The organism is Caballeronia hypogeia (assembly GCF_001544875.2).
In the GTDB taxonomy this organism is placed as follows: Bacteria; Pseudomonadota; Gammaproteobacteria; order Burkholderiales; family Burkholderiaceae; genus Caballeronia; species Caballeronia hypogeia.
On the sequence record NZ_FCOA02000010.1, the window covers coordinates 100,054 to 122,736 of the forward strand.

At 63.6% G+C, this 22,683-nt stretch carries 23 protein-coding genes; 21 read left to right on the forward strand and 2 right to left on the reverse strand.

The annotated features are described in order from the left end of the window. Positions 1 to 60: 60 nt before the first annotated feature. From guaB to ltaE, 21 genes are all read left to right on the forward strand, one after another. Positions 61 to 1,521: an IMP dehydrogenase gene (gene guaB / locus AWB79_RS16910; protein ID WP_061168575.1), complete on the forward strand. Its 1,461-nt coding sequence runs from the start codon at positions 61 to 63 to the stop codon at positions 1,519 to 1,521. A 36-nt stretch (positions 1,522 to 1,557) separates the two neighbouring features. Then, positions 1,558 to 2,367, forward strand: a complete 810-nt coding sequence (locus tag AWB79_RS16915; protein ID WP_061168576.1) for a hypothetical protein — start codon at positions 1,558 to 1,560, stop codon at positions 2,365 to 2,367. A gap of 163 nt (positions 2,368 to 2,530) precedes the next feature. After that, positions 2,531 to 4,114, forward strand: coding sequence for a glutamine-hydrolyzing GMP synthase (gene guaA / locus AWB79_RS16920; RefSeq protein WP_061168577.1), 1,584 nt, complete (start codon positions 2,531 to 2,533; stop codon positions 4,112 to 4,114). Positions 4,115 to 4,149: 35 nt separating this feature from the next. After that, positions 4,150 to 4,743 (forward strand): RNA 2',3'-cyclic phosphodiesterase, encoded by a 594-nt coding sequence (gene thpR, locus AWB79_RS16925; protein WP_063963506.1) that lies wholly within the window; start codon positions 4,150 to 4,152, stop codon positions 4,741 to 4,743. 71 nt (positions 4,744 to 4,814) lie between these two features. Further along, the gene (gene ddpX / locus AWB79_RS16930; protein ID WP_061168578.1) at positions 4,815 to 5,378 is read left to right on the forward strand and encodes a D-alanyl-D-alanine dipeptidase; all 564 of its coding nucleotides are present in this window, start codon (positions 4,815 to 4,817) and stop codon (positions 5,376 to 5,378) included. Between the two features lie 28 nt (positions 5,379 to 5,406). Continuing rightward, positions 5,407 to 6,999: an ABC transporter substrate-binding protein gene (locus AWB79_RS16935; RefSeq protein ID WP_061168579.1), complete on the forward strand. Its 1,593-nt coding sequence runs from the start codon at positions 5,407 to 5,409 to the stop codon at positions 6,997 to 6,999. Between the two features lie 23 nt (positions 7,000 to 7,022). Next, positions 7,023 to 8,063 (forward strand): ABC transporter permease, encoded by a 1,041-nt coding sequence (locus AWB79_RS16940; RefSeq protein ID WP_082862387.1) that lies wholly within the window; start codon positions 7,023 to 7,025, stop codon positions 8,061 to 8,063. Between the two features lie 45 nt (positions 8,064 to 8,108). Continuing rightward, positions 8,109 to 9,020, forward strand: a complete 912-nt coding sequence (nikC, locus tag AWB79_RS16945; protein WP_061168694.1) for a nickel transporter permease — start codon at positions 8,109 to 8,111, stop codon at positions 9,018 to 9,020. A gap of 1 nt (position 9,021) precedes the next feature. Beyond that, the gene (locus tag AWB79_RS16950; protein ID WP_232470921.1) at positions 9,022 to 9,882 is read left to right on the forward strand and encodes an ABC transporter ATP-binding protein; all 861 of its coding nucleotides are present in this window, start codon (positions 9,022 to 9,024) and stop codon (positions 9,880 to 9,882) included. Next, on the forward strand, positions 9,879 to 10,625 hold the full coding sequence (locus AWB79_RS16955; RefSeq protein WP_061168582.1) for an ABC transporter ATP-binding protein: 747 nt from the start codon (positions 9,879 to 9,881) through the stop codon (positions 10,623 to 10,625). The genes AWB79_RS16950 and AWB79_RS16955 overlap by 4 nt, the downstream gene beginning before the upstream one ends. 289 nt (positions 10,626 to 10,914) lie before the next feature. Then, positions 10,915 to 11,313, forward strand: a complete 399-nt coding sequence (locus tag AWB79_RS16960; protein ID WP_061168583.1) for a DnaJ family domain-containing protein — start codon at positions 10,915 to 10,917, stop codon at positions 11,311 to 11,313. 5 nt (positions 11,314 to 11,318) lie between these two features. Next, a complete protein-coding gene (gene tadA / locus AWB79_RS16965) occupies positions 11,319 to 11,897 on the forward strand; it encodes a tRNA adenosine(34) deaminase TadA (RefSeq protein ID WP_061168695.1) in 579 nt (192 codons plus the stop codon). After that, complete coding sequence (ldcA, locus tag AWB79_RS16970) at positions 11,894 to 12,817, forward strand: muramoyltetrapeptide carboxypeptidase (protein ID WP_198399047.1); 924 nt, start codon at positions 11,894 to 11,896, stop codon at positions 12,815 to 12,817. Before tadA ends, ldcA begins: the two co-directional genes overlap by 4 nt. A 297-nt stretch (positions 12,818 to 13,114) precedes the next feature. Continuing rightward, positions 13,115 to 13,861: a GntR family transcriptional regulator gene (locus AWB79_RS16975; protein WP_061168585.1), complete on the forward strand. Its 747-nt coding sequence runs from the start codon at positions 13,115 to 13,117 to the stop codon at positions 13,859 to 13,861. Between the two features lie 356 nt (positions 13,862 to 14,217). After that, positions 14,218 to 15,708 (forward strand): NCS1 family nucleobase:cation symporter-1, encoded by a 1,491-nt coding sequence (locus tag AWB79_RS16980; protein ID WP_061168586.1) that lies wholly within the window; start codon positions 14,218 to 14,220, stop codon positions 15,706 to 15,708. Positions 15,709 to 15,774: 66 nt separating this feature from the next. Then, a complete protein-coding gene (locus AWB79_RS16985; protein ID WP_061168587.1) occupies positions 15,775 to 16,509 on the forward strand; it encodes an aspartate/glutamate racemase family protein in 735 nt (244 codons plus the stop codon). A gap of 137 nt (positions 16,510 to 16,646) precedes the next feature. Then, positions 16,647 to 17,597, forward strand: a complete 951-nt coding sequence (gene puuE / locus AWB79_RS16990) for an allantoinase PuuE (RefSeq protein ID WP_061168588.1) — start codon at positions 16,647 to 16,649, stop codon at positions 17,595 to 17,597. Beyond that, entirely contained in the window at positions 17,594 to 18,115 is a 522-nt protein-coding gene (gene uraD, locus AWB79_RS16995; protein ID WP_061168589.1) for a 2-oxo-4-hydroxy-4-carboxy-5-ureidoimidazoline decarboxylase, read from the forward strand. The genes puuE and uraD overlap by 4 nt, the downstream gene beginning before the upstream one ends. Before the next feature lie 53 nt (positions 18,116 to 18,168). Next, positions 18,169 to 19,173, forward strand: a complete 1,005-nt coding sequence (alc, locus tag AWB79_RS17000) for an allantoicase (protein WP_061168590.1) — start codon at positions 18,169 to 18,171, stop codon at positions 19,171 to 19,173. After that, on the forward strand, positions 19,173 to 19,676 hold the full coding sequence (locus AWB79_RS17005; RefSeq protein ID WP_061168696.1) for an ureidoglycolate lyase: 504 nt from the start codon (positions 19,173 to 19,175) through the stop codon (positions 19,674 to 19,676). The genes alc and AWB79_RS17005 overlap by 1 nt, the downstream gene beginning before the upstream one ends. A gap of 109 nt (positions 19,677 to 19,785) precedes the next feature. Beyond that, positions 19,786 to 20,790 (forward strand): low-specificity L-threonine aldolase, encoded by a 1,005-nt coding sequence (gene ltaE, locus AWB79_RS17010; RefSeq protein ID WP_061168591.1) that lies wholly within the window; start codon positions 19,786 to 19,788, stop codon positions 20,788 to 20,790. A gap of 63 nt (positions 20,791 to 20,853) precedes the next feature. Here the strand turns inward: ltaE and AWB79_RS17015 are convergent, their stop codons facing one another. Together AWB79_RS17015 and uraH are read right to left on the reverse strand one after the other, a co-directional pair. Then, positions 20,854 to 22,047 (reverse strand): urate hydroxylase PuuD, encoded by a 1,194-nt coding sequence (locus AWB79_RS17015; RefSeq protein ID WP_061168697.1) that lies wholly within the window; start codon positions 22,045 to 22,047, stop codon positions 20,854 to 20,856. Positions 22,048 to 22,127: 80 nt separating this feature from the next. Next, positions 22,128 to 22,481, reverse strand: a complete 354-nt coding sequence (gene uraH, locus AWB79_RS17020) for a hydroxyisourate hydrolase (protein WP_061168592.1) — start codon at positions 22,479 to 22,481, stop codon at positions 22,128 to 22,130. Positions 22,482 to 22,683 lie beyond the last annotated feature (202 nt).

The following is a 22,683-nucleotide window of genomic DNA, read 5'->3' on the forward strand; positions in this document are numbered from 1 at the left end:
GGGCAGTGAAAATGCAGGGAACTATCGGTATAATCTGCTTTTGCGCCCATAGGATTTGCCATGCGTCTGATCCAGAAAGCACTCACGTTCGATGACGTGCTCCTCGTGCCCGCCTTCTCCAGCGTTCTTCCGCGCGACACCAGCCTGAAATCCCAGCTGACTCGCAATATCTCCCTGAATATGCCTCTCGTGTCCGCCGCCATGGACACGGTCACCGAAGGTCGGCTCGCAATCGCCATGGCGCAGATGGGCGGCATCGGCATCGTCCACAAGAATCTCACCGCGAAGGAACAGGCGCGCGAAGTCGCCAAAGTGAAGCGCTTCGAGTCGGGCGTCGTGCGCGATCCGATCACTGTGCCGCCGCAAATGCGCGTGCGCGACGTCATCGCGCTCACGCAGCAGCATGGCATTTCGGGCTTTCCGGTGGTCGAGGGCGCGCAACTCATCGGCATCGTCACGAACCGCGACCTGCGCTTCGAGGAGCGCCTGGACGAGCCGGTGCGCAACATCATGACGCCGCGCGAGCGTCTCGTGACGGTCAAGGAAGGCACGTCGCTGGCCGAAGCGAAGGCGCTGATGCACAGTCATCGCCTGGAGCGCGTGCTGGTCGTGAACGACGCGTTCGAACTGCGCGGTCTGATGACCGTGAAGGACATCACGAAGCAGACCGAAAATCCGGACGCCTGCAAGGACGCTGACGGCAAGCTGCGCGTCGGCGCGGCGGTGGGCGTGGGCCCGGACAACGAAGAGCGCGTCGAACTGCTCGCGGCGGCGGGCGTCGACGTGATCGTCGTCGATACGGCGCACGGCCACAGCCAGGGCGTGCTCGAACGCGTGCGCTGGGTCAAGCAGAACTACCCGCACGTGCAGGTCATCGGCGGCAATATCGCGACGGCGGCGGCGGCCAAGTCCCTCGTCGAGTATGGCGCGGACGCGGTGAAGGTCGGCATCGGCCCGGGCTCGATCTGCACCACGCGGATCGTGGCGGGAGTCGGCGTGCCGCAGATCACGGCGATCGCCAATGTTTCGGAAGCGCTGCGCGGCACCGGCGTGCCGGTCATCGCGGACGGCGGCGTGCGTTTCTCGGGCGACGTCTCCAAGGCGCTCGCGGCAGGCGCGAACGTCGTCATGATGGGCAGCATGCTCGCGGGCACGGAAGAATCGCCGGGCGACGTCTTCCTGTATCAGGGACGCCAGTACAAGTCGTATCGCGGCATGGGCTCGGTCGGCGCGATGAAGGACGGCGCGGCGGATCGCTACTTCCAGGACAACTCGGCGAACATCGACAAGCTCGTGCCGGAAGGCATCGAAGGCCGTGTGGCTTACAAGGGCTCGGTCAACGCAATTCTGTTCCAGATCGTCGGCGGCGTGCGCGCGAGCATGGGTTATTGCGGTTGCCGCACCATCGCCGAAATGCACGAGAAGGCTGAGTTCGTGCAGATCACGGCGGCCGGCATGCGCGAGTCGCACGTGCATGACGTGCAGATCACGAAGGAAGCGCCGAACTACCACGTCGATTAACGTCGATTAACCGTCGATTTTTCACGCGGACTGACCATGAAACCGTTGCTGCGGGTCGTGCTCGTCATTAATGCCCTGATTTTCCTCGCGTACGGCCTGCTGTTTCTGCTGACGCCGTGGGCGGGGCTGTATGGCGCGCTGCAACTGGATTCGATCCGCGTGCAACCGGTGTTCGCCGGGCAGTTGCTCGGCGTCGCGCTCGTCGGTTTGTCATGGCTCGCGTTTCATGCGGCGGTCGATGGCGCATTAACTGCCCGGGCGGCGCGGGTGTCGGGCCACGTGCAGTGGCTCTCGGGCGTCGTGGTGCTGGTGTGGCTGCTCGGGTTGCATTCGCCGCAACTGGACGGTTTCGGGCAGATCATCGCGGCGGTCGTCGGCGCGGTGCTGGTGGTTTTGGGTTTCGGCAGCGTGCGGCTGTCGTCGGTGGTGCGGCGGCGCGAGCGCGCGGCGCAGGCCGGCGCGGCTTCGGCGCAGCGCGCGGAGAAAAAAGCCGCGCAAAAGCGTGGCGATGAGCGCGCGACGGTTACGCCGTCCGCCGACAGCGCGATCCGCCCGGCGGCGCGCGCGCCAGGGGCGACCGCCATCGACCCGGTATCGGGCCGCGCGATCGATCCGGCGGGACGTCCGCTCGATCCCGTATCGCCGATCGCGCCGGCCGCCGTCGTCGCCCATCCGGACGGCGCGGTCGATCCGGTCACGGGCGGCACACTCGATCCGGTCACCGGCCGCGCGATCGATCCGGTCACGGGCCGGCGCATCGAACCGGTCATCAGCGGCGAGATCGATCCGGCAACGGGTCGAAGAGTCGATCCGCTCGCGCCGGACGCCGGGCGCGTACCACGATGAAGGCGCGAAGCGCATGGAACGCCCAGCAGACGCGCAGCTTCGCAAATACGCAAGACAAGCACGGTCGGCCTTCGCGCCGGCCGTCGATTTATTTACCGTCGGGCTCGCATCAACGCCGCGCGACGGCACACAACATTCGTTCACTTAGCCTTTGGCCGCAGCCATGCACGACAAAATCCTGATTCTCGATTTCGGCTCCCAAGTCACCCAACTGATCGCGCGGCGCATCCGCGAGTCGCATGTCTATTCGGAGATTCATCCGTACGACGTCGACGAGACTTTCATCCGCGAGTTCGCGCCGAAGGGCATCATCCTGTCGGGTGGGCCGAACTCGGTCACCGAAGCCAAGTCTCCGCGCGCCCCGCAGATCGTTTTCGATCTCGGCGTGCCGGTGCTCGGCATCTGCTACGGCATGCAGACCATGGCTGATCAGCTCGGCGGCAAGGTCGAGCTCGGCAACGTGCGCGAATTCGGTTACGCGGAAGTGCAGGCGCTGAATCACACGGGTTTTCTCGAGGGCATCCAGGACTTCAGGAGCGACAAAGACGAGTCGATGCTCAAGGTGTGGATGAGCCACGGCGACAAGGTCGTCGACCTGCCTGCCGGCTTCAAGCTGATGGCGTCCACGCCGTCGTGCCCGATCGCCGCGATGGCCGATGACGACCGCCGTTTTTACGGTCTGCAATGGCATCCGGAAGTCACGCACACGGTGCAGGGCCGCGCGATGCTCGAGCGCTTCGTGCTGGAACTGTGCGGCGCGCAGGCGGACTGGGAGATGGGCCACTACATCGACGAGGCGGTCGAGAAGATCCGCGCGCAAGTCGGCGGCGAGCATGTGATTCTGGGCTTGTCGGGCGGCGTGGATTCGTCGGTGGCGGCGGCGCTGCTGCATCGCGCGATCGGCGATCAGCTGACCTGCGTGTTCGTCGATCACGGTCTGTTGCGTCAGAACGAGGCGGAACAGGTGATGTCGACGTTCGCGGATCACCTCGGCGTGAAGGTGATTCACGTCGATGCGAGCGCGGAATTCCTGCAGAAGCTCGCCGGCGTGACCGACCCGGAAGCGAAGCGCAAGATCATCGGCGCGGAATTCGTCGAAGTGTTCCACAAGGAGTCGGACAAGCTCACCGACGCCAAATGGCTTGCGCAGGGCACGATCTATCCGGACGTGATCGAATCGGCGGGCAAGGGCAAGAAGGGCGCGCACACGATCAAGAGCCATCACAATGTCGGCGGCTTGCCGGAGACCTTGAACCTGAAGCTGCTCGAGCCGCTGCGCGAGCTGTTCAAGGACGAAGTGCGCGAGCTCGGCGTGAAGCTCGGCTTGCCGCACGCGATGGTGTATCGCCATCCGTTCCCGGGACCGGGGCTCGGCGTGCGGATTCTCGGCGAAGTGAAGCGCGAATTCGCCGACCTGCTGCGCCGTGCGGACGCGATTTTTATCGAGACGCTGCGCAACACCATCGACAAGGAGACGGGCAAGTCGTGGTACGACCTGACGAGCCAGGCGTTCGCGGTGTTCCTGCCGGTGAAGAGCGTCGGCGTGATGGGCGACGGGCGCACTTATGAGTACGTCGTCGCGCTGCGCGCCGTGCAGACGCTCGACTTCATGACGGCGCACTGGGCGCATCTGCCGCATGATCTGCTCGGGCATGTGAGCAACCGGATCATCAACGAAGTGCGCGGCATCAATCGGGTCGTGTATGACATTTCGGGCAAGCCGCCGGCGACGATCGAGTGGGAATAACGCTCGCCGCTTCACGCTGAACGCGAGCCGGGCGCATGAATGACGCGCCGCCCGATCACGAACGGAAGAGTGAGCGCGTCACCGACTCGCTCTTCTTCGCCCTTTATCCCGACGAAGCCGCCGCCGCGCTCATCGATGAACTCGCGGCGCGGCTTCGCGTCGGGCACAGGCTGAAGGCGAGGGCGATTTCTGCGGATCGCCTTCACGTCACCTTGCATTACCTCGGCGCTTTTGCCGGCCTCCCCGCCGATCTGCTTGCACAGGCACGCGCCGCAGCCTCCCAAGTCAGACTCCCGCCAGTCGACATTACCCTCGACCGCATCGAAAGCTTTTCGGGTCGACGCGCCAAACGTCCGCTGGTCCTGTCGGGCGATGCCACCGATTCACTCGACGCGCTCGAACAAAGCCTCGGCGCCGCGCTCGACACGGCCGGCATTCCGCTCAAACGCCATCCGCGCTTCACGCCTCACGTGACGCTGCTCTACGACGAACATCGCATCGCGCGGCAAGCCATCACGCCGATCGCCTGGACCGCCCGCGAATTCGCGCTCGTACGCAGCTTTCTCGGCCAGTCGCGCCACGAAGTGCTCGCCCGCTGGCCGCTCCGGCACGCGAGCAATCCGATTTAAAGGTTTCGCGGATTTTTCTAACGCGTTAAGGTTCGTCTATCGAATTCGAAATCGAAGCTGCACGCGAACACATGACTCGATCCCGCCTGCTGCACATCACGCCCGAAACCCACCACGTCCAGATCGATCTCGTCTACGCGACCGATCGCAATTTCACCGGAAAACCCATCTACAAGGCCCAGCACTGCCTGCTGCTGGAACCCGCCGAAGCCGCATTGCGTAAAGCCGTCGATATCGCGCGGAGCATCGGCATGACGCTGCGGATCTTCGATGCCTATCGTCCGCCGCAAGCGCAAAAAGTGCTGTGGGACTTTCTGCCGGACCCGAACTTCATCGCGGAACTCGGACGCGGCTCGAATCACAGCCGCGGCACGGCCGTGGATCTCACGCTCGTCGACGGCGAAGGCAACGAACTCGACATGGGCACCGGCTTCGACGCGATGGTCGCCGAATCCGAGCACTTTCACTTCGGCCTGCCAGAGCACGTGCAGCGCAACCGCACGCTCTTGCTGGGCGTGATGCATGGCGCGGGCTTCACGCACATCAAAAGCGAGTGGTGGCATTACGAATTGCCAGGCTCGCGCGAACTTGCTCTGATCGACAACGAAGAATGCGGCCCGCTGCGGCTCATGTAAAAACGCGACATCCACAGGACGACAGCACATGAAAATAGCACTGGCGGCGCTCATGCTCGCATCGGCGTTCGCGGCGGGATTCGGCGGGCATACGGCGAGCGCGGCGACGCCGAAGGACATGTTCGTCATGGCGACCCTGCTCGACGAGTTCACCTCGCTCGATCCCGGCGAAATATACGAGCTCGTGCCGGAGGAATACGTCGCGAATACGTACGACCGGCTGGTGCGGGTCGATCTGAAAGACCCGTCGAAATTCAATGGCGATGTCGCCCAGTCCTGGACCGTGAGTCCCGACGGTCTCACCTTCACGTTCAAACTGCGCCCTGGGCTCAAGTTCCATTCCGGCAACGCGCTCACCGCCGATGACGTAGCGTGGTCCATCCAGCGCACCGCGCTGCTCGACAAGGGCGCGGCGGCGGTGCTCGCGGGCATCGGACTGACGAAGGCCAACGCGCTGCTGAACGTGAAGAAGATCGACGATACGACCGTCTCCGTCACGACCGATCAGCGTTACGCACCGACCTTTGTTCTGAACGTGCTCGGCTCGTGGCCGGCGTCGGTGGTCGATCGCAAGCTGGTCGAATCGCACGCGAAGGCCGGCGACTACGGCAACGACTGGCTCAAGACCAACGAGGCCGGATCGGGCGCGTACAAGCTCGTCAAATGGACGGCCAACGACAGCATCGTGCTGCAGCGTTTCGAGGGTTACCGCATTCCGCTCGCGATGAAGCGCATCGTGCTGCGTCACGTGACCGAAGCGGCGAGCCAGCGCCTGATGATCCAGAACGGCGATATCGACGTCGCGCGCGATCTCTCTCCCGACGATCTCGACACGCTCTCGAAGAACGGCGTGATCAAGGCCACCGCCGTGCCGCAGGCGACGCTCATGTACCTCGGCCTCAACAACAAGAATCCGAATCTCGCGAAGCCGGAAGTCTGGGAAGCGATGAAGTGGCTGATCGACTATCAGGGCATTCAGAAGAACGTGATCCGCACGACCTACAAGGTTCATGAGGCGTTCCTGCCCGAGGGCTTCCTCGGTGCGCTGAACGAAGACCCGTATCACCAGGACGTCGCGAAGGCGAAGGCACTGCTCGCGAAAGCGGGTCTCGCCAACGGCTTCACGGTCAAGATGGACGTGCGCAACGATTATCCGTACAGCGAGATCGCGCAGGCGGTGCAGGCGAATCTCGCGCTCGGCAACATCAAGGTGGAGCTCGTGCCAAGCGACAACAAGCAGACGCTCGGGCGCTATCGGGCGCGGGCGCACGATATCTATATCGGCGAATGGTCGGCGGACTACATCGATCCGCACAGCAATGCGCAGGGTTTCGTATGGAATCCGGACAACTCGGAGGCGTCGAGCTACAAGATGCTCGCGTGGCGCAACGCGTGGGACATTCCGCAATTGACCAAGGAAACCAACGCCGCGCTCGCCGAAAGCGACCCGAAAAAGCGCGCGCAACTGTACGGAAAGATGCAGCGCGAAGTGCTCGCCAAGTCGCCGTTCGTGATCATGTTCCAGAAGGTGTCGCAGGTTGCGGCGCGGCCCGGCGTCACCGGTCTCGAAGTCGGGCCGATCAACGATCTCGTGTCGTATCGCAACATCAAGAAGCAGTGAGCGCCGTCACGTTCTTCGAGCGCATGCGCGCCGCGAGTTCCAGGCGCGGCGGCGTGCGCATTGTATTGGCGCTCGCGCGCTGGATCGCGATGCTCGCCATCACGTTTCTCGGGTTGCTCGCGATCACGTTTTTCATCGGCCGCAAGATTCCGATCGATCCGGTACTCGCCATTCTGGGCGACCGCGCGTCCGCCGCCGCGTATGCGGCCGCGCGCCTGAGGCTCGGGCTGGACAAGCCGCTCATCGAGCAATTCCTGATCTACGCGCGCGACGTGCTGCACGGCAACCTCGGCATCTCACTTCTGACCGCGAATCCGGTCATCGACGACATCAAGCGCGTCTTTCCCGCGACGCTCGAACTCGCGACACTGTCGACCTTCATCGGCGTCGCGATCGGCGTACCGCTCGGCGTCGCGGCGGCGGTCAAGCACAACCGCATCGTCGATCACCTCGCGCGCGTGATCGGCCTCGCGGGCAGCTCGGTGCCGGTGTTCTGGCTCGCCTTGATGGGCTTGCTGCTCTTCTACGCGCGGCTGCATTGGGTGTCGGGGCCAGGGCGCATCGATCCGATGTACGACGGCATGGTCGATACTCGCACCGGCAGCCTGCTGATCGATTCCATTCTCGCCGGCGAGTGGGATGTGTTCAGAAACGCGTTCTCGCATATCGCGCTGCCGGCAAGCGTGCTCGCGTTCTATTCGATCGCGTATCTGTCGCGCATGACGCGCTCGTTCATGCTCGAGCAACTGGGCCAGGAATACGTGACGACCGCGCGCGCGAAAGGCCTGCCCGAGCGCCGCGTGATCTGGCGGCATGCGTTCGGCAACATCGCGGTGCCGCTGCTGACCGTGATCGCGCTCGCGTACAGCTATTTGCTGGAAGGCTCTGTGCTGACCGAGATCGTGTTCGCGTGGCCGGGCATCGGCTCATATCTGACGGGCGCGCTGCTCAACGCCGACATGAACGCCGTGCTCGGCAGCACGCTCGTGATCGGCGCGACGTTCATCGCGCTCAATCTGCTGACGGACGCGCTGTATCGCGTGTTCGATCCACGCGCGCGCTGACATGGAGGAAGCCGACGAATGCAATCTCCCGCGGAGCGCACGCCGATGAAGCAACAGCGACGGCAATGGCGCGCCTGGCTTCTCACCGATACGCCTGCTTCGCCGCGGCAGGCCGCGCTCGGGCGCGCATACCGGCGCTGGCGACGGTTCTCGTCCAATCCGCTCAGCATGCTCGGGCTCGTGATTCTGGTGCTGCTCGTCGTGGTCGCGGCCGTCGGTCCGTTCGTCGTCACGCAGGACCCCTTGCAGCAAGTGCTGAGCGAGCGTCTCACGCCGCCCAGCGCCGCGCACTGGTTCGGCACCGATCAGCTCGGCCGCGACATCCTCTCGCGGCTCGTGCACGGCTCGCGCCTGACGCTGGCGATCGCGATTCTCGTCGTCGTGCTGGTCGTGCCGATCGGCCTGCTGATGGGCACGGTGGCGGGCTATTGCGGCGGCATCGTCGATACCGTGCTGATGCGTCTGACCGATGTCGCGCTCGCGTTCCCGAAGATCGTGCTCGCGCTCGCGTTCGCGGCGGCGCTGGGGCCGGGCGTGCTCAACGCGGTGATCGCGCTGTCGATCACCGCATGGCCGCCGTATGCGCGTCTCGCGCGCGCGGAGTCGCTGCGTCTCGCGCAGGCCGATTTCATTCACGCTGCGCGTCTGCAGGGCGCGTCGCCGGTGCGGATTCTGCTGCGCTATATCGTGCCGTTGTGTTCGTCGTCGGTGATCGTGCGCGCCACGCTCGACATGGCGGGCATCATTCTCGCCGTCGCCGGTCTCGGTTTTCTCGGACTGGGCGCGCGGCCACCGAGCCCGGAGTGGGGCTACATGGTCGCGGCGGGCCGCAACGTGCTGCTCGACGCCTGGTGGGTCGCGACCATTCCCGGTCTGGCGATTCTCGCCGTGAGCCTCGCTTTCAACCTGCTCGGCGACGGCCTGCGCGACGTCTTCGATCCGCGTCATGGAGGCTGACATGTCCGATACGCTCGCGCAGATCGATGGCTTGCAGGTGGCCTTCGCTGGCCACGATGGCGCGCTCACGCCCGCCGTGCGCGGCGTCTCGCTGACCGTGCGGCGCGGCGAGCGGCTGGGCATCGTCGGGGAATCGGGATCGGGCAAGTCGCTGACGGGGCGCGCGTTGCTCGGGCTTCTGCCGCCCGAGGCGAAATGGTCGGCGAACGCGCTGCGCTTCGAAGGGCAGGACCTGCTCGCCATGCGTCCGAAAGCCCGCCGCCGCCTGTGCGGCACGCGCATGAGCATGATCCTGCAGGACCCGAAGTACTCGCTTAACCCGGTGATGACGGTCGCGCAGCAGATGCGCGAAACCTTCGTCCGGCAAGCCCCGAAGCAGGGCAGGCGTGAGATTCGCGAGCGCATCGTGGCGGCGCTGGCGGCGGTGCATATCCGCGATCCGGAGCGCGTCGCCGACGCCTATCCGCACGAACTCTCGGGCGGCATGGGCCAGCGCGTGATGATCGCGATGATGGTCTCGGCCGGCCCGCGCCTGCTCGTCGCCGACGAACCCACGAGCGCGCTCGACGTCCTCGTGTCGATGCAGGTCTTGTCCGTGCTCGATGAGATGATCTACCGCCACGATACGGGCCTCGTGTTCATCAGCCACGATCTGCCGCTCGTGATGTCGTTCTGCGATCGCGTCGCGGTGATGTACGGCGGGCGCATCGTCGAGACCTGCGCCGCGCGCGATCTCGCGCGTGCGACGCACCCGTACACGCGCGGGCTGCTCGAAGCGAATCCGCCGCTCGAAAACCCGCCCGACGAACTGCCAACCTTGCGCCGCGATCCGGCGTGGCTCGATGAAGGAGCGGCGCGATGATCGACATCGAACGCGCGCTCATTCGCTTCAAGACCAAGACCGGCCACGTCGACGCCGTGCGCGACGTCTCGCTGCGCGTGGAGGAGGGCGAGGTGTTCGGGCTCGTCGGCGAATCGGGTAGCGGCAAGTCGACGCTGCTGCGCGCACTCGCGGGTCTGACGCCGCTTGCGGGCGGCAGCGTGCGCATCGGTGCGCGCACCGAACGACGCGACGTGCAGATGGTGTTTCAGGACCCGTACGGCGCGCTGCATCCGCGCTTCACGGTCGACAAAAGCTTGCGGGAACCGCTCGCGATCAACGGCATTGGCGATCAGGACGCGCGCGTTCTCGACGCACTCGCCGAAGTGGGGCTCGGCCCGGCGTTCCGCTTTCGCTATCCGCATCAGTTGTCGGGCGGGCAGCGGCAGCGTGTGTCGATCGCGCGGGCGCTGATCGTCGAGCCGCGCGTGCTGCTGCTCGACGAGCCGACTTCCGCGCTCGATGTCTCCGTGCAGGCGGAAATCCTGAATCTGCTGCGGCGGTTGCACCGTCAACGCAGGCTCACAATGATCCTCGTGAGCCACAACCTCGCGGTGATCGGCTTCCTTTGCCAGCGCATCGCGGTGATGCGCAATGGCGAGATCGTCGAGCAACTGAGCGTGGACGCGGTGCGCTCGCGCGACGTCGCGCATGAGTACACGCGTCGTCTGCTGCTCGCGACCGAAGGTTATACGCGCGATAGCAAGAGCGCGCAGGGCGCCTAGTCATCGTACAAGCACAATTGTTGTGACGCGGTCAACGATTGTTGCGCAAACGACGCATGCGGATCGCATAAGCACCGCGATAAGGCCGGTATACGGCCTTGTACCGCGAACGCCCGCGGCGTGAGCGAAAACCGCCCGGCGGCCGCTGATAGAATAGGCACTGGATTGTCGAGACGTGCCGAACAACGCGCGAGCGTGGTATTCCGGCTGGCTTCCGACTTCGAGCTAACCAACGGAAATCGTGACAGACCGCGCCCGCTCGCGGGTGAATAACCGGTCGTAATCCCCGATGAAATTGCTAGATGCTTTGGTCGAACAGCGGATCAACGAAGCCGCTACGCGTGGCGAGTTCAACAACCTGCCGGGCGCGGGCGCTCCGCTACACTTCGACGACGACACCCTCGTGCCCGAGGAAGTGCGCGTTGCCAATCGAATTCTCAAGAACGCGGGCTTCGTCCCGCCGGCGGTCGAACAACTCCGCGCGCTGCGCGGCCTGCAGGAAGAGTTCGACAAGGTGACTGACCCCGCCGCCCGCTGCCAGTTGCAAGCCAAGATGCTCGCGCTCGACATGGCGCTCGAATCGCTGCGGGGCGGTGGTTGCGTGCCGCACGAATATCGCCGGCGCATCGCGGAGCGGCTCTCGGAACGCGCACAATCTCAGTCGCGCGCGGAGCTGGAAACGAAGTGATCGGGATGCTTGACGCTCCCTATCCGACTCCCGGCGACAATCCCGCGAGCGAGCGCGACCGCCGCTTCATGGCGCTCGCGCAACGCGCCGCCGACGAGGCCCGGCGTGCCGGCGAAGTGCCGGTCGGCGCTGTAATCGTTCTCGGCGATGAAGTCATCGCCACCGGTTTCAATCATCCCATTCGCGGGCACGACCCTTCCGCGCACGCCGAAATGGCCGCGCTGCGCGCCGCTGCTCAGAAACTCGAAAATTATCGTTTGCCCGGCTGCGAGCTCTATGTGACGCTCGAACCTTGCCTGATGTGCGCCGGCGCGATCATGCATGCGCGCATCGCGCGGGTCGTCTACGGCGCCACTGATCCGAAAACGGGTGCGTGCGGCAGTGTCGTCGACATGTTCGCGAATCAGCAGTTGAATCACCATACGACCGTGACGGGCGGCGTACTCGCCGACGAATGCGGGCACGCGCTCAAGAATTTCTTCGCCGAACGACGCCGCCTTGCGCGCGAGGAACGCGACGCGCGCCGCGCACGCGAAGCCGCGGCGAATCCCTCCGAATCGATAACGAATCCAACGACAACATAGTGAAATCACGCACAATCGATCTCGTTGCGCCCTCCGGCTATCCGCACGATCCGGCGGCCGTCGAACGGGGTATCGCGCGTCTGCACAAGGAAGGGCATCGTCTGGAAAACATCGACGCGACGCGCCGGCGCTTCCAGCGCTTCGGCGGCACGGACGCCGAGCGCGCCGCCGACCTCAACCGGCTCGCGGATACCTCGCGCCCGTTGCCAGACATCGTACTTGCCGTGCGTGGCGGTTACGGCGCGTCGCGCATTCTGCACGGTCTGGATTACCTGGGCTTGCGCAGGCTCGCGGATCAGCCTGTGGCGATTGTCGGCCACAGCGATTTCACCGCGATCCAGTGCGCGCTGTTCGCGCATTCCGGCGTGAAGAGCTTCGGCGGCCCGATGTTCGCCGGCGACTTCGGCGCGGAGGATTTGAGCGCGTTCACGATGCGGCACTTCTGGAACGCGATCTCGCATCCAAGCTTCACCGTGACGAGCAATGCGCCTCAGCGCCAATCGGTGGACGTTACAGGCATGCTGTGGGGCGGCAATCTCGCGATTCTGACGTCCCTCGTCGGCACGCCGTACTTGCCGCCGGTCGAGGGCGGGATTCTGTATATCGAAGACGTGAACGAGCATCCGTTTCGCATAGAACGGATGATTTATCAGTTGTATCAGTCAGGCGTGCTTGGAAAGCAACAGGCCATCGTGATGGGCGAATTCTCGGGCGGCCGGCTGGCCGACTACGACAACGGCTATTCTCTTGACGCCATGATCGAGCAGGTCAGGTCGGTAACCGGCATACCGGTCGTGACAGGCTTGCAGTTCGGCCACGTGGAAAATCTGCTGACGCTGCCGTTCGGTGCAACCGCGCATCTGGTTGCGACTGAACACGGTTTCACGTTGAAACTGTCTGATTACCCGCATCTGGCTTGATTCGGGAAGAAGAGGCGCTTGAATAAGCGCCTCTTCTTGAATCTCGTGGCGCAACTAACGGTCTGATTTTGCGCTTTCCGCAAACAATGGCTGAACGCTATCTCGACAAGCAATTGTCAACAAAAAAGTGCTGACAATGACGACAAAAACTTTCGTAATGCCTTGAAACCACCGCCAGTACTGGAGCTTAGCGCAGCAGCGCAGCCCAAAACAGGCGGAATGACGCCGATTCCCAAAATGAATTGTTGACAATCTTTATGTCGATTCTAAGATGGTCATCATGCAAGCGAGCACATCATGTCCGACACTCATCGCAATGCTGTATCGAATGCTTCAGCCGGCGCCCTGAATGGGGCGAATGCCGAGTCGATCGCCGAGAACATCCGCGCCGCGATCCTCGAGCATCGTCTGGCGCCCGGCGCCAAGCTTACCGAAGCGCAGTTGTGTGAAGTATTCGCCGTGAAGCGCGGCACGGTCCGCCAGGCGCTCTCCCAACTGGCGAACGAGCGGCTCGTCGATCTGGAGCCGAATCGCGGCGCGTTCGTCGCGAGTCCGTCGCTGCAGGAAGTGCATGAGGTGTTCGAGATGCGCCGCATCATCGAGCTGGCGGTCGTCGAGCGAATCGCGCAGGGCCACGGCACGCGCCGGCTCAAGTCGATCAGCGCGACCATCGGCCGCGAGCGGCGCGCGTTCGAGAGTCACGACTTTTCATCGTGGATCCGGCTCTCCGGCGAGTTTCATACCGAGCTTGCCGCGCTCACCGGCAACACGGTGCTGTGCGAATGTCTCGCAGGACTCGTCGCGCGTTCGACGCTGATCTCGGCGCTGTATGAATCGCTAGGCAAGAGTTCGTGCTCGTTCGAGGATCACGAAGACATCCTCGCGGCGCTGGACGCCGGCGATGCGGCAAAAGCCGCCGCCCTGATGGCGCAACATCTGCGCGATGTCGAGCTGAAGATGCTGGAGCGGCCGGCGCGCGGCGCGGTCGATCTGAAGGAAGTATTCTCGAGACCCGCCGAACGCGAGAAGGCGCTCGACGCGTAACGAACAGCAGTGAGAGGGCAGATCGAAGCATCTGCCATCGGAAGAAAATAGCAGGACTAAATATTTGGAGACCGTGCCCCGCGCGCCCGCGCCGGGCGCGTGGAGAATCGCACGCGCAAAAACTTCGCGCCGTGCATCGCACAGAGACAGGACGCTCACGCGAGCGTGCAATGAAATCCGCCGCAGGGCGGGCGCGCAGGGCAAGTCCCGCGCGCCCTCGGCACGACGCCCCGCGACGCAAACGCAAATCCAAGAATGCCGCGCTGATTCGAGACATCAGCGAAGGTATCCGATCGAAGCTTCACTCGAGTATTTGCAGTTTTTTCATTACGCAAGCAGCCAATGAAGGAGACGTCATGGCCCAAGTCAGTGCACCCGGCAGCTCAGCCCTGCCGCAATACGAAGAATCATCAGGACACGATTCCACGCTTCCCGCCGGTTACAGCGACCGGCTCTACAACGAGGACCTCGCCCCGCTCAAGCACCAGACCTGGGGCGCGTACAACATCTTCGCGTTCTGGATGTCGGACGTGCACAGCGTCGGCGGCTATGTGTTCGCGGGCAGCCTGTTCGCGCTCGGCCTGACTAGCTGGCAAGTGCTGGTGTCGCTCCTGATCGGCATCGGCTTCGTGAACGTGCTGTGCAACATGATCGCCAAGCCCAGCCAGGTCGCGGGTGTGCCGTATCCGGTCGCGTGCCGCGCCACCTTCGGCGTGCTCGGCGCGAACATTCCGGCGGTGATCCGCGGGCTCATCGCGGTTGCGTGGTACGGCATTCAGACGTATCTGGCATCGAGCGCGCTGGTCATCGTCGTGCTCAAGTTCGTGCCGTCGCTGATGCCTTATGCCGACGTGCACAAGTACGGCTTCGTCGGGCTTTCGGCGCTCGGCTGGGCGGGCTTCATGCTGCTCTGGGTGCTGCAGGCCGTCGTGTTCTGGCGCGGCATGGAGATGATCAAGAAGTTCATCGACTTCGCCGGTCCCGCCGTCTATGTCGTGATGTTCATTCTGGCCGGCTACATGGTGTGGCGCGCTGGTCTCAAGAACATTGGCCTGAATCTCGGCGGCGTGAAGTATCACGGCATGGAAGTGATTCCCGTGATGATCACCGCGATCTCGCTCGTCGTGTCGTACTTCTCCGGTCCGATGCTGAACTTCGGCGACTTCTCGCGCTACGGCAAGAGCTTCCGCAGCGTGAAGCGCGGCAACTTCTGGGGTCTGCCGGTCAACTTCCTGGCGTTTTCGCTGGTGACCGTCATCACGACTGCCGCGACGCTTCCGGTGTTCGGCCAGCTGATCACCGATCCGGTCGAGACCGTCGGCCGCATCGATCATCCGTCGGCTGTCATTCTCGGCGCGCTGACCTTCACGATCGCGACCATCGGCATCAATATCGTGGCGAACTTCGTGTCGCCGGCCTTCGACTTCTCGAACGTCGCGCCGAAGCTGATCAGCTGGCGTATGGGCGGCATGCTGGCGGCGGTGGCGTCGATCTTCATCACGCCGTGGAACCTGTTCAACAACCCGGCGGTGATCCACTACACGCTGGACATTCTCGGCAGCTTCATCGGACCGCTGTATGGCGTGCTGATCCTCGACTTCTATATGGTCAAGCGCGGCAAGCTCGTGGTCGACGATCTCTACACGGTGTCCGAAGAAGGCAAGTACTGGTACACGAAGGGCGTGAACCGCCGCGCGGTGATGGCGCTCCTGCCGGCTGCCGTGATCGCGATTCTCTGTGTGATGCTGCCCTCGCTGGAAGGCGCCGCAAACTTCTCGTGGTTCATCGGAGCGGGTCTGGGTGCGGTGTTCTATTACTTCCTCGCGGATCGCAAGCGCGCCGTCTGAGCGAAGGACCTATAACGAACGATAGAACCTGAGAGTACCTTTCGAAGCAGTACGTGGAGAACAGCAATGCGCATCAAACTGATCAATCCGAACACCACGCAGCGCATGACCGATTCGATGGGCCGCTGCGCCCGCGAAGTCGCCGCGCCCGGCACGGAGATCGTCGCCGTCAGCCCGACGATGGGCCCGCAGTCCATTGAAGGCTACTACGACGAAGCAGTCGCCTCGCTCGGGCTGCTGGCCGAAATCGAGGCTGGCGAAAAGCAGGGCTTCGACGGCTACGTCATCGCCTGCTTCGGCGATCCGGCCCTTTACGCCGCGCGCGAACTGGCGCGCGGCCCGGTCATCGGCATCGCGGAAGCGGCGATGCACGCGGCGAGCGTGATCGCACCCGGATTTTCCGTGGTGACGACCTTGCAGCGCACGGTCGGCATGGCCTGGCATCTGGCGGAGCGCTATGGCATGACGCGCTTCTGCAAGAACGTCCGCGCGACTGACGTTCCCGTGCTCGAACTCGACGTGCCGGGTTCTCCCGCACGTCAGACGATCATCGACGAATGCCGCCGCGCGCTGGATGAAGACGGCTCCGACGCCATCGTGCTCGGCTGCGCGGGCATGGCGGAATTTTGCCGCGAGGTCGAGGACGCGATCGGCGCGCCGGTGGTGGAGGGCGTCACGGCGGCGGTGAAATGGACGGAAGCGCTGGTCGCGCTCAGGCTGCACACGGCGAAACGCGGCGACTACGCGCGCCCGCTCGCGAAACGGTACGACGGCGTCCTGTCGGATTTCAGTCCGCGCTGATGGCGGATTTCCGCCGAAACATACACGCGACGTGACCCGGATTATCTGCGCTGATGTATGGGCGCGTCCGGGTCTTTTGGCTAAACTGAATCGTCGACAATCCCGTTCCCCTAACGCTTGAGCTTTCCACGCCAGCCATGTCAATCGATCCGAACTATCCCCGCGACCTGATCGGCTACGGTCGCCACCCGGTGCAGGCCAACTGGCCGGGACGCGCGCGCGTCGCCGTTCAATTCGTGCTCAATTACGAAGAAGGCGGCGAGAACTGCGTGCTGCACGGCGATCCCGGCTCGGAGCAGTTTCTGTCCGAAATCGTCGGTGCGGCGGCGTATCCGTCGCGTCACATGAGCATGGAGTCGATCTACGAATACGGATCGCGCGCGGGCGTGTGGCGCATTCTGCGCGAGTTCGAGAAGCGCGGCCTGCCGATGACCATTTTCGGCGTCGGCATGGCGATGGAGCGTCATCCGGAACTGTCGAAGGCGTTCGTCGAACTGGGGCACGAGATCGCGTGCCACGGCTACCGCTGGATCCACTATCAGGACATGTCGCCGGAGCGCGAGGCGGAGCACATGCGCCTCGGCATGGAAGCGATCGAACGCGTGACGGGCGTGCGCCCGCAAGGCTGGTATACCGGCCGCGACAGCCCGAATACGCATCGGCTGGTCGCGGAATACGGCGGCTTTCTATACGACTCGGATTATTACGGCGACGACCTGCCGTTCTGGACGCAAGTCGAAGTCACCGGCGGCGAGAAGAAGCCGCATTTGATCGTCCCGTACACGCTCGACACCAACGACATGCGCTTCGCCACGCCGCAAGGCTTCAACACGGGCGATCACTTCTTCACGTATCTGAAAGACGCGTTCGACGTGCTCTACGAGGAAGGCGACGAAGCGCCGAAGATGCTTTCCATCGGCATGCACTGCCGTTTGCTCGGACGCCCCGGGCGCTTCCGCGGCCTGCAGAAGTTCCTCGATCACATCGAGAAGCACGATCGCGTGTGGGTCACGCGTCGTATCGACATCGCGCGTCACTGGCGCGAGCAACATCCTTTCGAAAAAGCTAACAACGGGACGGCGGCATGAAGGCGATGCACTATACACTCGACCAACTCAACACCATGCCCGCCGACACGTTCGTGACGGTGCTCGCGGGCATCTTCGAACATTCGCCGTGGGTGCCGGAAGCGGCGGCGACGCAGCGTCCGTTCAAGGACATCGATTCGCTTCACGCAGCGATGTCGCGCATCGTCGAACAGGCGGGCGATGAAAAGCAGCTCGCGCTCATCAACGCGCACCCGGAGCTCGCGGGCAAGGCGGCGGTGCGCGGCGAACTGACGGCCGAATCGACGCGCGAGCAGAGCGGCGCAGGCCTCAATCTGTGCACGCAGGAAGAATTCGACAGGCTGCAAGCGCTCAACGCGCAGTATCGCGAGAAGTTCGGCTTTCCGTTCATTCTCGCGGTGCGCGGCTATGACCGTCACGGCATCATCGCGAACTTCGAAAAGCGCGTGAATCATGACCGCACCGAAGAGCTTCGCACGAGTCTCGACCAGATTTACCGGATCGCCGGCTTCAGGCTGAACGACCTGATCCAGGCTTGATCCGCATTCACTGTCACGACAAGACACGATAAGTCACGATAAGGACCGCAACAATGGCAATTCCGACACTCGATCCCAACGCGCCCGATTTCACGCGCCGCTATGTGAATCTCGCGGACCCGCGGCTGGGCGCGCAGGCACTCGAGGCGAGCGACGATTTCTTCGCGCCGAAGGAACGCATGCTGAACCCCGAGCCGGCAGTGTTCATTCCCGGCAAGTACGACGATCACGGCAAATGGATGGACGGCTGGGAAACGCGCCGCAAGCGCACGACCGGCTATGACTGGTGTGTCGTCAAGCTGGCGCGTCCGGGCGTGATCAAGGGCATCGATGTCGATACGAGTCACTTCACCGGCAATTTTCCGCCGGCGGCGTCGATCGAAGGCGGCTATGCGGCTGACGGAGAAGCACCGGCTCAATGGACCGAAATCGTTCCGTCGACCACGTTGCAGGGCAACAGCCACCACTACCTCGAAGTCAAGTCGGAGCAGCCGTTCACGCACCTGCGCGTGAACATCTATCCGGACGGCGGGATCGCGCGTCTGCGCGTGTACGGCCAGCCGCAGCTCGACTGGAGCCGCGCTGACCGCAACGAACTCGTCGATCTCGGCGCGATGGAAAACGGCGCGTACATGGTCGGCACGAACAACCAGCACTTCGGTCTCGCATCGACGCTCCTGATGCCGGGCCGCGGCGTGAACATGGGGGATGGCTGGGAAACGCGCCGCCGTCGCGAGCCGGGCAACGACTGGTGTATCGTCGCGCTCGCGCAGCCGGGCATCATCAAGAAGGTCGAAGTGGATACCGCGCACTTCAAGGGCAATTATCCCGACCGCTGCTCGCTGCAGGCAGCGTACGTGAAGGGCGGTACGGACAGCTCGCTCGTCACGCAGGCGATGTTCTGGCCCGCGCTGCTCGGCGAACAGAAGCTGCAAATGGACAAGCAACATTTCTTCGAGTCGGAAGTCGCGGCGCTCGGCCCGGTGACGCACGTGCGCTTCAACATTTATCCCGACGGCGGCGTGTCGCGCCTTCGTCTTTTCGGGACGCTCGCATGATGAAAAAGCTCGCTATCGAACCGTTGACGCGCGCTGCGTTCAAGCCTTATGGCGATGTCATCGAACTCGATGGCGCCAAACAGATTCCGATCAACCTCGGCACCACGATCCGCTTTCACGATCTGTGCAACGTCGATGTGACGGATCAGGGCGGTCATGCCATCGTCAATCTGTTTCGTGGGCAGCCGCGCACGCTGCCGTTCGAATGCAAGATGATGGAGCGTCATCCGCTCGGCAGCCAGGCGTTCATTCCGCTCGACGACCGGCCGTATCTCGTGGTCGTCGCGCCCGCGGGCGATCTCGACGAAACGAAGATTCGCGCCTTTGTCACGAGCGCATGGCAGGGCGTGAACTACGCGAAGGGCGTGTGGCATCACCCGCTGCTGGCGCTGGGGAAGGTAAGCGATTACATCGTCGTGGATCGCGGCGGTGGCGAAGGGCATAACCTCAACGAGCAGGACCTGAGAGAGTCGTTGTGGCTGACGGAACAAGCGCTGCGGTAACGCGTTGCTTCGTGGCTTGAAAAAGGGACCGGCGCGGTATGGCCGGTCTTTTTGTTTTGACGGCGTTAAGATAAGCGGCTCATTTCCCCGACTGACGAGCCACTCAACGATGATCGACCTGCGCAGCGATACCGTCACCCGTCCCAGCCAAGCCATGCTCGCGGCCATGACCGCAGCCGAAACCGGGGACGACGTCTGGGGCGACGATCCCACCGTCATCAAACTTCAGGCCACGCTCGCGGAGCGCACCGGCAAGGAAGCCGGCCTGTTCTTCCCGAGCGGCACGCAAAGCAATCTCGCGGCGTTGATGGCGCATTGCGCGCGCGGCGACGAGTACGTCGTCGGGCAGCACGCGCACACGTACAAATACGAAGGCGGCGGGGCGGCGGTGCTCGGCAGCATCCAGCCGCAGCCGATCGAAAACGCGTCCGACGGCTCGTTGCCGCTCGACAAGATCGCGGCGGCGATCAAGCCCATCGACAATCACTTTGCGCGCACGCGTCTGCTCGCATTGGAAAACACGATCGGCGGGAAGGTGTTGCCGGCGTCGTATGTCGCGCAGGCGACGCAGCTCGCGCGCGATCGCGGTCTTGCCACGCATCTCGACGGCGCGCGCGTGTTCAACGCGGCGGTGGCATCGGATAAACCGGTGGGCGAGCTGTGCGCGCCGTTCGATTCGGTGTCGATCTGCTTTTCGAAGGGGCTCGGCGCGCCGGTGGGTTCGGTGCTGGTCGGCTCGAAGGCGTTGATCGAAGTCGCGAGCCGCTGGCGCAAGGTGCTGGGCGGCGGCATGCGTCAATCGGGCGTGCTGGCGGCGGCGTGTCTGCATGCGCTTGATCATCATGTCGATGGTCTCGCGCGGGATCACGACAACGCCGCACATCTCGCCGCCGGACTCGCTCAAATCGACGGCCTGGAAGTGCAATCGCTCGCGACCAACATGGTTTTCGCGCGCATTCCGGACGCGCATTGCGCGTCGCTCGAAGCGTTTCTGAAGGAGCGCGGCATTCTCACGCAAATGCTCTATGCGTCGCGGTTTGTCACGCATCGCGATGTGTCGCGGGACGATATTGATGCCGTGATTCGCGCGATGAAGGACTACTTCGCGCGCTGAAACAAAAATGCCTCGCTTCGTGTGAAGCGGGGCATCTGGTGATTCCCGTGCGGCAGCGAAAGCTTATTCCACCGCGCCGCCCGCAAACCACGCGGCCACCTTCTGGCGCTCCGCGTCCGTCATCTGCGTGACATTGCCCAGCGGCATCGCCTTCAGCGTCACAGCCTGCTGATGCACGCGCTGCGCATTCTGCTTGATCTCGGCCGGCGTATCGAGCAACACGCCTGCCGGTGCGCTGCCCATCATCGTCGGATGCGCGGAGTGGCAGGTCGCGCAACGCTGCTGGATGATCGGCTGAATGTCGGCGACCTTTATCGTCGGCGCGCCCGCGGCTTGCGCAACCGGCACGGAAGGCGCGGGCATCGTCCAGGCGAAGGCGCCGAGCACCAGCACCAGACCGGCGACCGGCATGTACCACAGCACCTGGCCGCGATGACGCATCACGAAGAACTGGCGAATCAGCGCGCCGGCCAGCATGATCAGCACGAGGATCAGCCAGTTGAACGTGTGCGTGTAGGTCATCGCATAGTGGTTCGACAGCATCGCGAACACCACCGGCAGCGTGAAATACGTGTTGTGCACCGAGCGCTGCTTGCCGCGCTTGCCGTAGATCGCGTTCGGCGTTTCGCCCTTGAGCATCGCCGCGACCATCTTGCGCTGGCCCGGAATGATGACGAAGAACACGTTGGCCGACATGATCGTCGCGATCATCGCGCCGGTGATCAGATACGCGGCGCGGCCGGCGAACACGTGGCACGCGACGAACGCGGCGACCAGCACATAGATGCCGACGCAGATGCCCAGCAGCTTGTCGTTGGTGCCGAGCAGGCGGCACAGCGAGTCATACACGATCCAGCCTGCCAGCAGGAACCCGAGTGCGGCGGAGACCGCGACGACCGGGCCCATGTCGAGCACGCTCTTGTCGATGAGATACGTGCTGGGCGAGAGCAGATACAGCACGAAGAACAGGCCGAAACCCGACATCCACGTGGTGTACGACGGCCAGAACGACCAGTGCAGATTCTCCGGCATGTCCTGCGGCGCGACGGAGTACTTCTGCATGTGATAGAAACCGCCGCCGTGAACGTGCCAGAAATCGCCGAACACGCCGCGACGGCGCGCGTTCGGGTCCGTAGGCGGTTTCAAACTGTTGTCGAGCGCGACGAAGTAGAACGATTCGCCGATCCACGCGATCGCGACGATGACGTGCAGACAGCGCAATACGAGATTGAGCCAGTCGGTGACAAAGCCTTCCATGAACTCCTCCACTACCGATTTGTTATGCGCACATCGTCACGATTCATCGGGGACGCGCGCGATGTGCTGATATCTATGTTTTAGCTGCCGCGATAGGTGCTGTACGACCACGGCGAGACGAGCAGCGGCACGTGATAGTGCGACGCCGAATCCGCGATGCCGAAGCGCAGCGCGACGCGATCGACGAAACGCGGCTCGGGCACTTTTACGCCCAGCTTCGCGAAGTAATCGCCTGCATGAAACAACAGCTCGTATTCGCCGGTTTCGAATTCGGCGCCTTCGAGCAGCGGCGCGTCGGCGCGGCCGTCTTCGTTGGTCTGGATGGTTTTGATCGCGCGGCGGGTGTCGCCGTTGAGCGCGAACAGCTCGACTGTGATGTTGGCGCCCGGGCGGCCGTGCGCGGTGTCGAGGACGTGGGTAGTGAGCTTGCCCATTTCGCAGATTCCTTGAGTTGTGCGAGATCCGGCTTTGCGCATCGATCCGAATTTCGGCACCTTGAACAAACAGTGCGTCTGCGGCGGATCGAGGCTCCACGTCAGTGGCTACATACCCGTCGGCGTTTCAGATGCGCGCCGTGTACAGCATTGTAGGAATTTGAGATGCGCTGTGCGCCCCCGATAGGAAAGATAATGCCCA